Origin of the sequence: Devosia sp., assembly GCF_036563435.1 — a bacterium.
Classification (GTDB): domain Bacteria; phylum Pseudomonadota; class Alphaproteobacteria; order Rhizobiales; family Devosiaceae; genus Devosia.
In genome coordinates this window covers 1-14,394 of record NZ_DATCMJ010000005.1, presented here as the reverse complement: position 1 = coordinate 14,394, position 14,394 = coordinate 1, and the positions used below count along the sequence as shown (strand labels likewise).

The 14,394-nt window shown below is 58.3% G+C and carries 15 protein-coding genes; 4 read left to right on the top strand and 11 right to left on the bottom strand.

The window, feature by feature from the left end:
- Window positions 1-66 precede the first annotated feature (66 nt).
- Window positions 67-177, top strand: a complete 111-nt coding sequence (locus VIL88_RS18080; RefSeq protein WP_414650106.1) for an isochorismatase family protein — start codon at window positions 67-69, stop codon at window positions 175-177.
- 158 nt (window positions 178-335) lie between these two features.
- On the opposite strand, the gene VIL88_RS03470 is transcribed toward VIL88_RS18080, so the two are convergent.
- The 5 genes from VIL88_RS03470 to VIL88_RS03450 all read right to left on the bottom strand — a co-directional run bounded on the left by VIL88_RS03470 (window position 336) and on the right by VIL88_RS03450 (window position 4,362).
- A complete protein-coding gene (locus VIL88_RS03470; RefSeq protein WP_331986002.1) occupies window positions 336-746 on the bottom strand; it encodes a cyclophilin-like fold protein in 411 nt (136 codons plus the stop codon).
- Window positions 747-874: 128 nt separating this feature from the next.
- Window positions 875-1,618 carry an SDR family oxidoreductase gene (locus VIL88_RS03465; protein ID WP_331986000.1) on the bottom strand — a complete coding sequence of 248 codons (744 nt, stop codon included), beginning with the start codon at window positions 1,616-1,618 and terminating at the stop codon, window positions 875-877.
- Between the two features lie 10 nt (window positions 1,619-1,628).
- Window positions 1,629-2,024: a (R)-mandelonitrile lyase gene (locus tag VIL88_RS03460; protein ID WP_331985998.1), complete on the bottom strand. Its 396-nt coding sequence runs from the start codon at window positions 2,022-2,024 to the stop codon at window positions 1,629-1,631.
- A gap of 18 nt (window positions 2,025-2,042) precedes the next feature.
- On the bottom strand, window positions 2,043-3,143 hold the full coding sequence (locus VIL88_RS03455) for an alpha/beta hydrolase (RefSeq protein ID WP_331985996.1): 1,101 nt from the start codon (window positions 3,141-3,143) through the stop codon (window positions 2,043-2,045).
- A 10-nt stretch (window positions 3,144-3,153) separates the two neighbouring features.
- Window positions 3,154-4,362 carry an MFS transporter gene (locus tag VIL88_RS03450; RefSeq protein ID WP_331986255.1) on the bottom strand — a complete coding sequence of 403 codons (1,209 nt, stop codon included), beginning with the start codon at window positions 4,360-4,362 and terminating at the stop codon, window positions 3,154-3,156.
- A 94-nt stretch (window positions 4,363-4,456) separates the two neighbouring features.
- Here VIL88_RS03450 and VIL88_RS03445 point away from each other — a divergent pair, with 94 nt between their 5' ends.
- Both VIL88_RS03445 and VIL88_RS18075 read left to right on the top strand, forming a co-directional pair.
- A complete protein-coding gene (locus tag VIL88_RS03445) occupies window positions 4,457-5,344 on the top strand; it encodes a LysR family transcriptional regulator (RefSeq protein ID WP_331985994.1) in 888 nt (295 codons plus the stop codon).
- Window positions 5,345-5,515: 171 nt separating this feature from the next.
- Entirely contained in the window at window positions 5,516-6,064 is a 549-nt protein-coding gene (locus tag VIL88_RS18075; RefSeq protein ID WP_414650105.1) for a putative immunity protein, read from the top strand.
- A 181-nt stretch (window positions 6,065-6,245) separates the two neighbouring features.
- Here VIL88_RS18075 and VIL88_RS03435 read toward each other — a convergent pair whose 3' ends face one another.
- Genes VIL88_RS03435 through VIL88_RS03410 form a run of 6 tightly spaced genes read right to left on the bottom strand, consistent with a single transcriptional unit; the run spans window position 6,246 to window position 12,868 of the window.
- On the bottom strand, window positions 6,246-8,171 hold the full coding sequence (locus VIL88_RS03435) for an ABC transporter substrate-binding protein (RefSeq protein WP_331985990.1): 1,926 nt from the start codon (window positions 8,169-8,171) through the stop codon (window positions 6,246-6,248).
- 39 nt (window positions 8,172-8,210) lie between these two features.
- The gene (locus VIL88_RS03430; protein WP_331985988.1) at window positions 8,211-9,089 is read right to left on the bottom strand and encodes an ABC transporter ATP-binding protein; all 879 of its coding nucleotides are present in this window, start codon (window positions 9,087-9,089) and stop codon (window positions 8,211-8,213) included.
- Complete coding sequence (locus VIL88_RS03425) at window positions 9,086-9,910, bottom strand: ABC transporter ATP-binding protein (protein ID WP_331985986.1); 825 nt, start codon at window positions 9,908-9,910, stop codon at window positions 9,086-9,088. The genes VIL88_RS03430 and VIL88_RS03425 overlap by 4 nt, the downstream gene beginning before the upstream one ends.
- Complete coding sequence (locus tag VIL88_RS03420) at window positions 9,907-10,746, bottom strand: ABC transporter permease (RefSeq protein ID WP_331985984.1); 840 nt, start codon at window positions 10,744-10,746, stop codon at window positions 9,907-9,909. The genes VIL88_RS03425 and VIL88_RS03420 overlap by 4 nt, the downstream gene beginning before the upstream one ends.
- Before the next feature lie 4 nt (window positions 10,747-10,750).
- Window positions 10,751-11,749: an ABC transporter permease gene (locus VIL88_RS03415; RefSeq protein ID WP_331985982.1), complete on the bottom strand. Its 999-nt coding sequence runs from the start codon at window positions 11,747-11,749 to the stop codon at window positions 10,751-10,753.
- Window positions 11,750-11,752: 3 nt separating this feature from the next.
- Window positions 11,753-12,868, bottom strand: a complete 1,116-nt coding sequence (locus tag VIL88_RS03410; RefSeq protein ID WP_331985980.1) for a glycoside hydrolase family 172 protein — start codon at window positions 12,866-12,868, stop codon at window positions 11,753-11,755.
- 341 nt (window positions 12,869-13,209) lie between these two features.
- Between VIL88_RS03410 and VIL88_RS03405 the strand changes: the two genes are divergently transcribed.
- Complete coding sequence (locus VIL88_RS03405) at window positions 13,210-14,214, top strand: LacI family DNA-binding transcriptional regulator (RefSeq protein WP_331985978.1); 1,005 nt, start codon at window positions 13,210-13,212, stop codon at window positions 14,212-14,214.
- Window positions 14,215-14,394 lie beyond the last annotated feature (180 nt).

Sequence of the window (14,394 nt, the reverse complement as noted above, 5' to 3'; positions counted from 1 at the left end):
TGCGATCATCCATCGCTTTGCCTATCTCACGCCAAGGGCATCAAGGATGTCGTGATCGTAGGGGCAATGAGCCACATGTGCATCGATGCGACCGCCAGAGCTGCGGCCGACTACGGCTTCAATTTTACCGTTGTCGGTGACGCAATAGCCACCCGGACGTTGAGTTCAACGGTATGACTGTGTCAGCTGATCAAGTGCACGCCGCCTTTATGTCAGCGCTCGGTTTTGCATATGCAAAAGTCGTCACCGCTGAAGATGTATCGACAACCTAGGTAGACTGCGAAGCTAAGGATATCGAGGGATGGCTTGGTGCTCAATAAGATCAAGCCTCTCTGCTACTCTGATCGGTCGAGCTCGACTGTGATTGGGCCATCGCGGTCCAAGATGGAAGCGTCTCCCTGAACCCGGCCCAGAATGACAATACCCGGGTGCGGGACACTTCCATCTCGATAATAGATGACGAAATCATTCGGCCCCCAAAGACCAAGCGTTCCGTTTTCGAATACCAGTTGGCGCGAAGCCTCCGGCAAAGGAGCAGGAAGCTCTCCTGTTTTCTCCTGGCGCAAATGGTCTTGCATGTTGATCGTAAGCGGCAGCATCTCCAGCAGCGCTTGTGTCGAGGCATTGTCGGCGAGTTGCGCCGTCAGATTGCCCCACGGTGATGAGATCAGTATCGTTTCTTGCGACATGGTGGCTCCCGTAAACAATATCGAAGCAGTCGCGATGACAGTCAGCTTGTGCATCATTTTTCTCTCGCCTTAGGCGAACCGCAGGACCATGCCGGCTTGTTGTCCGCTGCCTCTGTTCGCAAAGCGACCAGTTGGAGCTACCGAGATCATCGCTTTACCCCAACTGAACGCTTCGCCTATGCGGCCTAGAGCTCTTGAGCTGTAGGCCGGAAGAGGATCTCGTTGATGTCCACGTCATCTGGCTGGCTCATAACGAAGGCCACCAGATGGGCGTAGCTATCCGCTGAAACGCCGACCTGACCAACGTACTCCTGGTTTGCTGCCTGCACGTCCTTGTCGCTGATGTGGTCCAGCAGCTCGGTCTTGACCGCACCTGGCGAGATGATGGTGGTCCGAATGTTGTAAGGCTTAACCTCCTGACGCAACCCTTCCGAAAGCGCCCGCACTGCGAACTTCGTGGCTGAGTAAACCGCAGAGGCGCCAAATATCTTATGACCGGCTACCGACGCCGTATTGATGATGTGCCCCGACTTCTGAGCCTTCATGTGGGGCAACGCAGCGGCGATACCATGCAACACACCGCGCAGGTTGACGTCGATCATGTGGTCCCATTCATCGATCTTGAGCTGCTCGATCGGTGACAGCGGCATCACGCCGGCATTGTTGATGAGCACATCGATCCGGCCATAGGTATCGACCGCCTGGTCCACCAGCTTCTTAACGTCATCGCGTTTGGTGACGTCTGTCGTAACCGCGATGGCCGTGCCGCCGGATGCGGTGATTTCTGCCGCAAGAGCAACGATGCGCTCAGCGCGCCGGGCGGCGATGACGACTTTAGCGCCTTTGGCAGCCAAGTAACGAGCCGTGGCTTCGCCCATACCGCTGGAGCCGCCAGTAATGACGACGACCTTGTTCTTGATATTTTCCATAGTTTTTCTCTTAGCTTCCATATTGTTCGTCGGTCACCTTCTCCATCCAGTCGACGACCTTGCCGTCCTGGACCTCCTGAAGGGCCATGTGAGTCATCGCAGTCGTGGGAGAGGCGCCGTGCCAGTGCTTCTCGCCTGGAGCAAACCAGACGACATCACCGGGGCGAACTTCCTCGATCGGGCCACCTTCGCGCTGCACCCGGCCGAGGCCAGAGACGATGACTAGAGTCTGGCCAAGCGGATGCGTGTGCCACGCTGTTCGGGCGCCTGGTTCAAAGGTGACGTTGGCCCCCTGCACGCGCTCGGGCGCGAAGCTGTTGAAAAGGGGATCGATCCGCACCGTGCCGGTGAACCAGTCAGCTGGACCGCGGGAAGAGGCCACTGAACCAGCGCCTTTGATTTCCATGGTATCCCTAGCTTCCGTTTAGCTGTTTAGGTGCTGCTCGAAGAATGCTTGCAGTTTGTCGAAGGGGATGACGTCCATCTGATCGTAGAGATCGGTATGGCTGGCGCCAGAGATGATCATCAGTTCCTTCGGCTCTGCCGCCGCCGCGAATGCCGTCTCGGCGAAGTAGCGAGAGTGGGCGTTCTCACCATGAACAAACAGGACTGGACGTGGCGAGATCTCGGAGATGTAGGTCAGGATCGGCATGTTCATGAACGACAATGGCGTCGTCATGGACCATGCGTTCCCGGAGTTGACTGCGCGCGGGTGATAGCCACGGGGGGTCATATAGTAGTCGTGATAGTCGACCAGGAACTGCGCCTCGCCGCCGTTCAGTTCATTCGACGCCGGGCCGTAGGCCGGCGAGCCGTTTTCCGCATCTACCCACCGCTGGCGGCTCAACTGCTCGAGCGTCTGCGTGCGCTGTTCGAGGGTGACGCTGTCATTATAGCCGCGCGACATAAGGCGGGTCATGTCGTACATGGTGCTAGCCACGACCGCCTTGACGCGTTTGTCAGCAGCAACGGCGTTCAGCGCCATGCCGCCCCACCCGCATACGCCGATCACGCCGATGCGCTCACGGTCCACTGAAGGGTGCAGGCCGAGGAAGTCGACCGCTGCACTGAAATCCTCAGTGTTGATATCAGGCGAGGCGATGTTGCGAGGCTCGCCGCCGCTTTCACCGGTATGAGACGGATCAAAAGCCAGTGTAACGAAGCCGCGTTCGGCCATGGTCTGAGCGTAAAGTCCGGAAGACTGTTCCTTTACTGCCCCGAACGGACCGCCGACGACAATTGCAGGCATGCCTTCGCTTGAACCGTTCTGCGGCGAGTAAAGGTCGCCAGCCAAGGTAATGCCATACCGGTTTTTGAAGGTGACCTTCTGGTGATCAACGCTTCCGCTCTGCGGGAATACCTTGTCCCAATCGGTGGTCATCGCGGTTCCTTCCTGAGCTGTAGCTGGCAGACCAGTGATCGCTAGCGCACCCACGGCAAGCGCACCGGTGCCAGCCGCCTGGAGTAGATCCCGCCGCGACATGCCGGGCTGCTGGTCTCTGGTTTGGATGTCGGAATTGCTCATCTGAAATCTCCTATGAATACTGGTTGATTTTGAGAGTTGATCGCCAGGCCACGAACGCCAGGAGCGAAGAGGCTCCAAGAGCGGCAGCGGCGAAGGCGAAGGTGGTCCACCATCCCGCAGCGTCAAACAGGACACCGCCAAGTGCTGCGCCCGTGGTGATGGCGAACTGGATGACCGCGACTTGCAGACCGCCGCCGGCCTCTGCATCATCGGCGAGGTACCGGCTCAGCCAGGTTCCCCAGCCAACCGGGGCCGCAGTGCCAAAGAGGCCCCATGCGACGAGAAGGACAGCGGTCAAGACAGTGGATGTTCCCAAGGCGATAAGGCAAAGGGCAATCCCGGCCATGACGAGCGGTATCGCGCCAACGATACTGAAGAGCCGGTTGTGCAGCATCCGGCTGACCAGGTAGGTGCCAACGACTCCTGCAAGTCCCATCAGCAAGAGAAGGAGCGACAGGATTGTTACGGGAACGCCGGTCACCGTCTCCAAGAATGGTCGGAGATAGGTGAAGAGGGCAAACTGGCCCATGAAGAGTAGAAAGATTGAGGCCATGCCAAGCGCAACCTGCGGACGAAGCAGTAGCTGGAAGACATTGGTGGAGCTCTCAGCGCGCTCAGGTGGCAAAGAAGGAAGCTTGACCCATTGCCAAAGCAGAGCCACCAGGCCCAGCGGCACGACAAGGAAAAACGCACCCCGCCAGCCTATGTAATCACCAAGTAGGCTACCGAGCGGAGCCGAGATCGTCGCGGCGATAGCGTTGCCCGCGTTGATCATCGCGAGGCCCTTCGGCACAGAACCGGCCGGTACTAGACGCATGACGATCGCGGTGGACATCGACCAGAACCCGCCAATCGCCACGCCCAACAGGGCACGGCCCACCATCAACACTGCGTAGTTGGGGGCGAAAGTGACGATCGCTGCCGATAAGACCAGGGATGCCGAGAAAGCGAGCAGTACAATGCGGCGATCTAGCCGACGTGTCATGCCAGAGATAAAGAGGCTGGTGACAACAGCGAAAACACCCGAGATCGAGATCGCCTGCCCAGTCTGACCCTCCGTCACGCCGAGCTCTGCGGCGATAGGCGTTAGAAGGCTCACCGGCATGAATTCGGACGCGATCAACACCGCCACACAGAGCGACATTGATAGGACCGCGCTCCAGGCGGCGGGGCTTCGCACAAGGCTCTCATCAAAGGTCGTTGCTGGGTGCTGTGTCATGACCATAAAACTAGGTCAGCCCCGGCATCCTGATTAGTCCTTGTAATCGGCAAAGACTTATTGCTTACCGACATAAATCGGCTGAAGATGTGGGATGAAGCGTGAAGACCTGATCGATATGCTGTGGTTCATGGCGGTTGCCGAAGAACGCAGCTTCACCAAAGCGGCCGCCCGGCTCGGCACGTCTCAGTCCACCCTGAGCCATACCATCAAGCGACTTGAGACAAGGATGGGCCTCAGGCTACTCACCCGTACCACCCGCAGCGTCTCGCCGACTGAAGCTGGCGACAGGATATTGCGCTCTTTGGCACCTCGAATTTCTGAGATCGAGCACGACATCGAGGCTGTTCTGGAAGTTCGGGACAAGCCCTCGGGCACTGTTCGGATCACCCTCTCCGATCATGCCCTTGAAAGCGTCGTTTGGCCGAAGTTACAGCCGGTCATGAAGGACTTTCCCGACATCAAGATTGAGCTGAACGCCAACGACGGGTTCATCAATATTGTCGAGGAGCGCTTCGACGCTGGTGTGCGCCTTGGTGAAAGCCTCGACAAGGACATGATAGCGGTGCGCATCAGCCCGGACTGGCGTTTGGTTGCGGTAGGTTCGCCCGCTTATTTCCAAGCAAATGGTTTTCCCCAGCACCCCCAGGAATTGGTCTCGCACAAGTGCATCAACCAGCGGCAAATACGGTCCGGCGGCCTGTATGCCTGGGAGTTTGCAAAGGATGGCCGGGAGTTGCGTGTTCGAGTAGATGGTCAGTTGATCTTCAACAGCTCGCGCGCTCAGATCAATGCTGCAGTGAGTGGCTACGGCATCGCCTACCTTCCAGAGAACTTGGTACTCGATGACCTTGCCACGGGGCGCCTGGTCCAGGTTCTCGATAAGTGGTCGCCGTTCTTTCAAGGATATTACCTATACTATCCCAGCAAGCGGCAGAATGGTCCGGCGTTCTCTGTCGTTATGAACGCGCTGCGCGTCTAGTTTCTCGCGTTTTCTTGGAAGTTTGTGGTTTACGTACGAACGGCAGAAAAGGATTCGGCTGCTGACCGCCCGTTCCTGAGGCGGCTCTTGCGTGCCTGAGTGGAAGACTTGATCTTGTAAGCTGCCCGACGACATGCCCAACTTAGTAAAGGCACGACAGGATGGCGGTAGATGGCGATCTCAGTACAGACGCTAAGTGAAGTCGACCGGCGCTTTGTGGCTGGATGGGCTGCAGACTGCGCTGAGCGCGTTCTGCCGTTATTCGAAGCTGAATGCAGAGGTGACGAACGTCCTCGGGCGGCCATTGCTCGAACGCGGGCTTTCGCTCGCGGAGAACTGGACGTAGCTTCAGAAATACGACTGAGGTTTGGCGGTGGCAGTGCTGCGCGTGATGCGAAGTCGGCTGCGGCCGCCGCTGCTGCAAGAGCTGCCGGCCAAGCCTCGGCAATCTGCCACATGGGTGCACACGCACTAGGGGCGGCGGCATATGCTATCAAGGCCGCAAGCCTGGCGGCTCCAGACCAACCTGAAGCTGCAGAGGTCGAGATCCACTGGCAATTCGCACAAATGAGGGAGGACGTCCGATTCGCGCTTCGATCACTCCCTACAGTGGGAGAGGACCGGTCAGGCCCTCTAGGCCCAGGTCTCCTGGCATCTGGTCAGGTCGGCAAAATCATCCGTCGACTCCAGGCTGGTCTGGCTGAAGCCAGTGCTCCTTGAAGGAAAGAATACCCTACTGTAGTCGACCTTTGCTATGGACACAGAATGACCGGTTTAGGGAGGCGGTGAACTGACCTCAAGCGGCAGGAATGGGTTCGGCAGAAGGCGCTATCTTCCACAATCTAGGTTGATCATTTGGGTGGAAAAGGGTGCGACGGGCTGAGATGCCCGTCGCATGAGTTTATTGAGCAGCAGCCTTTGGCTCGAGCTGAGCCGCAATGAACTTGAAGTTGCTCCACCACCACCAAGGACCTTCATAGTAGTTGTCGGCAGAGGGGTAGTTGGTCCAATAAGTCTCGTTCACCGGAACGAACTTGGACGTCCCGAACATTTCAATGCTGGGCAGACCGTCCACGAGTTCCTTGAGAATGTCGGTGCTCAAGGGCACAACCTTGTCGTCGTCCGCAGGAACGGCCCGCAGTTCGTCAATTAAGGCACTCAGTTCCTCGTCGACATACCGGCCCTGATTAGAAGAGGCTGGTGTGCCGTTGGGTCGAACATAGTCCTTGTGCCAGGCTTCCAGCCGCACGAACAGATCTGGTGTAATGGCGCATGAAGAGCCCCAATATGATCCAACCTCATAGTCGCCTGTGTTTTCGGCCGTAAAGAACGCACCGGACTGCATCTGCTGTACTTGCGTGGGGATACCGAACTGCGTCCATTCATTGGCAACCGCAAAGGCCAAACGCTGTGACTGTACCTCGAAATCAGCCGGAGCTAAGATGTTGATGGTCCATGGCGTCCCGTCGGGCTTCTGCCATTGTCCGCCATTGTTGGTGAAGCCGGCTTCGGTGAGCAACTTGGTTGCCTGTTCCGGATCGTGCTTCCACCAGCCGACACCTAGAAGTTCGCGCAGCGCTTCGGGATCTTCAGGGATGTTCTCGACGCCTTCCGAGCGCAGGCGCTTGCCCAGCCGAACCGCATAGTCAGGGTCGAAGGGCTTGTACCCGTCCTCAAGCGTAAATTCCGTCAGCCATTGGGCAAGCGGCTGATGGTAGGTATCCATCAGTACAGTTGTTGGAGGGATCGCCAGCGGCGAAGCCCGCAACATGCCAGAGAATGTGGCAATGCTGGCCTGTTCGGCGTTGATGGCGAGCGCTAGCGCCCAACGGGTCTTGGGATCGTCATAGGGCGCCTTGGACGTGTTGAAGTGCATACCACGCTCGCACGGATCATCGAGGTTGGCATAAGGAAAGTCAGTGAACCAGGCGCGGACCTCGGGGTTCTGATTGCGCAGAATATCGAGGCTCTCGGGGGAAATGTCGGTCAGGATATCAATGTCATTCGCGGCCATCGCCAAGACGCGACGCTCTTCTGTGCCATAAGAGCGGAACAGGACGAACTGCGGCTTTGGCTCACCCAGGATCTGGCCAACATCCGAGTTCTGCCAGTCCTCGCGCTTTTCCCAAAGGAACCAAGTGCCGTTGGGATCGTGGTCCTTGTACTTGTAGGCGCTGATGGAAACGGGCGGAAAGTTCGCAAAAGTCGCCGGGTCTTCTTTCTCCCAAACGTGCTTGGGTACGACGTGAAAATTGTTGCCGTAAATGACCGAACCTAGCACCACGGAAAGACGCGGTGTTGGTTTGGTGGTCTTCACTTCAACCGTGTGATCGTCCACCTTAGTCATTGAGGCGATTTGGGAGGAGTATGCAGAGCTATACGCAAGAGCCGATGTCTTGCGGATCATGTTGTCGGTGAAAATCACATCGTCTGCCGTAAACGGCGTTCCATCACTCCAGGTCAGCCCCTGCCGCAAGGGCACGGTGAAGACTGTAAAATCCTCGTTAGGGATGGGCATTTCAGCTGCCAAATCCGGGAACTGGGTGCCCTTGGCCGTGTCGATATCGTACAGCAGCGCGCCCGCCATCTGATGATAGCCGTGATTGATGGTCACGCCCTGCTGGTACATGTTCATGTTGGTCGGATTGCCGACGCGTGCATTGAGCATGTCGACCACAAGGGTCTGCTCACGGGGCGTGCCCACATCGGTCATCTGCTGCGCCCAGGCAGGCACAGCTGTTGCCGTCAACATCGTGCTGCCAAGGGCTATTGCGAGCCCGAGGCTGAACAGGGTCGTTCTGACGCCGCGTCTCAGGGAATTGCTCAACAAGATTTCCTCCTCTTCAATCTGATGCTTGATCGTTCGTCAGGTGCTTGTTGCACCAGTGCTCCGGCTTGCTTGCGTCCGGTATTGGGCATCGATGGCGGCCAGTTCGCTCCAGCGCTCATCGACGGTTGGAATGGCGGCCATCAGTTCGCGGGTATAGTCCTGCGTTGGATGGTCGAGGATTTGCGTCGGTACCCCGCTCTCCACCACACGCCCCCGGTTCATGATCGATACCTGGTCGGACAAATAGTAGGCGGTGGACAGGTCATGCGTGATGTAGATGAACGACACGCCCTGCTCTTCCACGATCTGGCGGAAGAGATTGACGATGCTCATGCGCAGCGACGCATCGACCATCGAGACCGGCTCATCGGCGACGATGAGCTTGGGGCGTGGGATGAGCGCTCGCGCGACGCTGATGCGCTGCAACTCACCGCCCGAGAACTGGCGAATATACTTGCCACGTATCCGCTCGAGGCTCAGCCCAACCGAGCGTAGGGCACGATCGCAAACATCGGATGCCTCGGCGTCGCTGCTGGCTACCTTCAAATTGATTGCCGTGCGCCGCAGATAATCTTCCACCGGAAGGTAGGCGCTGAATGCCTCGAAAGGATTCTGGAAGATCGGCTGCACAAGGCGGCGGAACTCGAGATTGTCGATCCTGTCCTTGTAACGGCTCGTCAGCGGGCGCCCCAATAACCGGATACTGCCGAAACTGGGCTCCACCAGACGCAGGATCATGCGGGCGAGCGTCGTCTTGCCAGAGCCCGACTCGCCTACGATGGAGAAAACCTGCGGCGTGTCGGACATCGTGAACGAGACATTATCCACCGCCGTGAAGGCGCTGCCGGAGAAAAAGCCGCCCTTGCGATAAATGCGGCCAATGCCATCGACCTCGAGAATGGGGGTGCCGCTCATGCAAGCTCTCCCGCAACATCCGCAGATCGCCTGCCATGCAGGCGCGGCAGCGAGGCGATCAGGTTCTTGGTGTAGTCATGCTGGGGATTGGCGAAGATCTCCGCAGTCGGCCCTGACTCAACGATTTTGCCTTTGTACATGATCACCAGTCGGTCGGTGATTTGGTAATGCACACCCATGTCATGGGAGACCAGCACCAGCGTATTGCGTAGGCGGCGCTGGATCTCCACCATCATCAGCAAGATCTTCTTCTGCACCACCACATCAAGGGCGGTGGTCGGCTCGTCAGCCAGGATCAGGCGAGGGTTGACGAATGCTGCAATGGCGACGAGCACACGTTGGCGCATACCGCCCGACAGCTGATGCGGATAGGCATCAAGCACGTTTTCCTCAAGACCAAAGCCCGCGAGAAACTCGGCGATCCGCCGCCGGAGATCGGCGCGGCTGCCTCGACGTTCCCGCTTGGGCAAGCCGTCGATAACCTGCTTTTCAACCTTCATGAGCGGATTGAGCACGCTCATCGACCCCTGTGGGATATAGGTTATCTGGTCCCACCAAAGCTTCTTGAATTCGCTGGATGGCTCTTCGATGAGTTGGCCATTATGCGCATTGGTAAAATGGCCAGTGACGGTGCCGCTCTTGATGCGAAGCCCGGTGGAGAAATCGCCATAGACCGCCCGCATCAGCGTAGATTTGCCCGATCCTGACTCGCCCGCAATCCCTAGGATCTCATTCTCGTTGATGGTGAGGCTGACGTTGTCCACCGCCGTGATGAACCCGGCTTTGCCGTAGCCCACAGTCACGTTGTCGATCGTGATCATACGCTCATCCTCCGGGCAGATGACTTCATCGCAAGTCCTGAGGACACAAGGAACAGGCCGATAAAGAGCAGTACGATCGAGAGAACCGGCGAGCCGACCCAGACGTATTTGCCTGCCAGCAGCGCCTGGTAGTTGATGGCCCAATAGATCATGGTGCCCAGCGTTGCCTGCTGTGCGCTGGAGAGCCCGATCACGGCCACAGCACTTTCAGTTGAGATACCAACCAGCACGGTGTTGATGAAATTGGCCGCCGACCAGCCCGCGATGTAGGGGAAAATCTGGCGCACAAGGATACGCACGCTGGATTCCCCGCTGAACCACGCCACGTTGATGAATTCACGCTCGCGCATGGTTAGCGCCACTGCCCGCACCTGGCGGGCGGGATAGGGCCAGTTGAACACCACAAGGATGATGCCGATGATGGGCAAGGCGAGCTGACCGCCGAATAGCGCTGCCATGAGGATCAGGATGGGCAAGGTGGGGATGCAGAGGAGCGCATCCATGAAGAAGGACAGCACCCGATCGAGCCAACCGCCCGCATAGCCGGCGGCAAGTCCTAGGAACACTCCGATGATCGTAGACAAGCCGCCCACAACTAGACCCAGCATCAGCGAATTGCGCAATGCATATGTCAGCAGCCAAAAGACGTCCTGACCCAGACTGGTGGTGCCGAGCCAATGAGCGGCGCTGGGGTTCTGATTGCGGGGGGCTGTGTACCAGACCAACGGGTCGGACGGTGCAAACCACGGCAGGATGGCGCCAAGGAGGACAAACACCGCAACCAGGAAGATGCCGAGATACAATCGGAATGGCGCATGGATGAAGAAACTGCGCATGGAACTACCGGTGCCGAATTCGAGGATCGATAAGCGGGTAGATCAGGTCGATGACCATGGTTGCTGTCGCAACCGCGATGATCGAGAGGCTGATCGTTCCCATGAGGAGGTTGAAGTCGCCCTGCAATACGGCCGAGTAGATCAGCAAGCCCACCCCGGGATAATCGAACAGGATTTCCGTGATCAGCGAGCCGTTGAACATCAGGCCAATCTGCAGGGCGAGGAAGGTGATCTGCGGCAGAATGGCGTTGGGCAACACATAGCGGCTCAGGATCCGTCCGTCGCTGAGGCCCTTGAGCTTGGCATAGCGCACGAACTCCTCTTCGCGCAGCGCCGTGGTCTGCGCCTTGACGCTGATGACCCACCAGCCAAAAACCACGATCACGATGGACATAGCGGGCAGGAAAGAATTCCACACGATGCTGGTGACCAGGTCCCAGCTCCAGGGCGCGCCACGGATGGTGGTCGTCAGCGGGAATATCTTCCAGACATAGGAAAACAGGATCGAGAGGATGAGCGCCAGGATGTAATAGGGTATGGGATATAGGCAGATCGCGATCCCTTCCATGATGCGCGAACTTTTTCTGGTCGGACGCCAGCCTGACAGCAGGCCGACGAAATTGCCGAGAACCCAGGCGATCAGGGTCGAGGTCAACAGCAGCCCAAAAGTCCACGGCAGGGCGTTCCGGATCAGTTCCATCACGGGCATCGGATACATCGAGAGCGACGGTCCGAAATCCGCGGTGAAGACGATGCGCTTGATGAAGGCCCAGTATTGCTCCAGCAGCGTGCCGTTGAGGCCGAAAGTGTCGGCCAGCGACTGGCGCAGCATGTCGACTTGTGCCGCATCCATGTAGGCGCCCTGCGAGGACACCTTCGCCAGCATGGCCTCCACCGGGTCGGTCGGCCCGAGCCGCGGCACGAAGAAGAGCACGGTGAGCGCAAAGACGATCACCAGTGCATATACGACCAGCCGCCCGGCGATGTAGCGGAGCAGGTTCATAGGTTAGATGACTTCCAGATAGTCTGCGGGGGCAAGTTCAGGGAATGGTGCCGTGGGGAGCGTCTGATACCAGAAGGCGACCGAAGCGATATCGTCCTGAAGCGGCAGATAGCGCCGGTTCTTCTTTTCAGTGCGCCAACCCAGCGCCTGAATGGTGACCCTCAGATCCTGCTCGAAGCGAATGGGATCGGGAATGTGCCAGCGATACATGCCAAACCGCAACTGGCTCTGATACACGCCATCCGGGCGAAGCACCTGCGGCAGGCCGGCATAGGGCGTTGTGAACTCCCGATAGTCGCTTTCCATGTTCTCGTCGACAACACCGCCGTCAAAATTATAGGCGCCGCAAAAATAGTCTTCCGTGCCGGTGCCGCAGATAGTGGGAAATTCCTTGTCCCCATCCATGAAGAACTTGATCTCGCCCTCGCCCCACCAGCCAGAGTTATTCGTGCCCCAGGCCATGTAGGTGCCGACGTATTGCCCCCTGCCCTGCACACCATCGATAATCGTGTAGTCCTGTTTGAACGGCAGCGGATTGGTGCGGCGAAACTGTGCGTGGAAATAGGCAGCGTCCTCCGGCACATCGGTGAGCGCATAGTTGATCTGGTAGTAGATGATGCCGTGATCATCAGGATCGCGGTTCTCGATGGTGATGCGAGCGCGATTGCGGAATGGCATCTGCCAATAGCAATTGAAGGCGCGCCCTGGATTGACACAGACAGCAAGGGACGTGACCTGGGCAAACCGGTTCCACCCCGAGCAGAAGAAGTCCCCAATCGGCGATTCCACCGAAGGATGCTCCTGGTCATCCCAGTAGATGCGCAGGATCAAGTCGCGCCAGCGCAGATTGGCCGTGGTCAGCCAGATCTGCTGAATAGCGCCGGGCCCATCAATGTCGGCCAGCAAGCGGGTTTCCCCTGCTTCGATGCGGATGGAGGGGGACACCTTCCAGCCCTGCCCTAGACCCCGCGCGCAACTGGCGCCGGTACCTTCCGTCGCCATGCCACCCTTCCCTTTTTCACCCGTGAGATTCTCAGGGGAGATCGAGCGGGTCTTGGCGTCGGAGAGCCGGTAAAGATTGCCAATGTTGACGTCGAGGCCGGAAAAAGGTGCGTTCATCTGTTTTTGCCAGAGCTGAAAAGGTCAAACCGAGGGTGCTGACGAGCCAGCCCACGCCGGCTCGAAGGAATTATGGCAATGCGGCACGGCGAGCCCTGAGGGACTTGCTGCTAGCCGACAATGGTCTGATGGCGCCGCTCGCTCGCGGCTAGTCGGTGCTGAATAAGTTCAACTGCGATCTCCCTTACGCCGAATCGACATCGGTCTAAGCGCCGGATTTTGTCTCTGGCCTCGCCGGGTTTGATGCCCGACGCACAAACCGTAACACCAAAAAATCCTTTTGCAAATGCATTCACAAACCGATTTGCAAATCGGTTCTTCTGGTGCTAGCCAAATGGTCCATGACAACTATTTCCAAGGTAGCCGAGCGCGCAGGCGTGTCCCGGACGACCGTTTCGCACGTGCTCAACCATGCTGATCGTGTGTCGCCGCACCTGCGCAAGCGCGTGATGGAGGCCGTGGCAGAACTTGGCTACACGCCCAATCCTCAGGCCCAGAGCCTGCGCACTGGTCGCACCAACATCATAGCCATGCTGATCCCGGACATCCGCAATCCCTTTTATCCCGAACTGGTCAAATCGGTGCAGACGGATTTGGAGGCGGTGGGCCTAGATACCTTGATCTTCAACACGGACGTCCCAGGCGGTCATAGCCAGGAGCACGTTCAGGAGTACCTTCGCCAAGTTCGCAGTAAGCGGTTTGATGGCTTGATCATCGGCGACTTCGCCTTGCATGGCATGCACGATGCCCTGCTCAGCATCGATATTCCCACGGTGTTCATCGGTAAGCTGCCGAACCAGGCTGTTGATAGCCTCCGCGTTGATGACGAGGGTGCCTGCTACAATATGGGGCGGTACCTTGCACAGCGCGGTCATCGTCGGGTGGCCCAGATCACCGGGCCAAGCTTTTTCGAAGAAGCCATGGACCGCGCCCGCGGCCTCCGCAATGGCCTATTGGACAGCGGCGTCGGCCCCGCCGATATCCTGGATTGGGAGGGCACTTTCCTTGCGCCGTCTGGGACCGAGGGGGTCGACTGGCTGTTGGAAACTCACAAACAGAACATGCCCAGCGCGCTGTTCTTTGGGAATCACCTGATGGCACTTGGCGGCATTGCCCGCCTGTTCGATCACGGCCTGCGCATCCCGCAGGATTTGTCGGTTGCAGTCTATGGCGACCAGCCCCAAATGAACTACATTCGACCCCACCTCACCCGGGCTGGCGTGCAGCCGGCGGCACAGGCCCACGTTGCAACAAGGATGCTGTTGGAACGACTCGATGGTTCTTACGTGGGCCCGGCACGCAGCGAAGTGCTGAGCGGCACCCTCAGCCCGATGGACAGCGCTTAAGCCGTATATACCTGTCGTGGCACCAGACAAGGCAACAAGGGGGTAGGAAGCAGACAGTCCGCTCCTGATGGGAAGAGGCGTCAAGTAGACGCCGCGTCGCCATGCCGCTCCCTATCGGCGCAGTGTTGTCGGCCAGCTCACCGCGACAAAGATCAGCCCAGCCGCGACCAGCATAAAGGC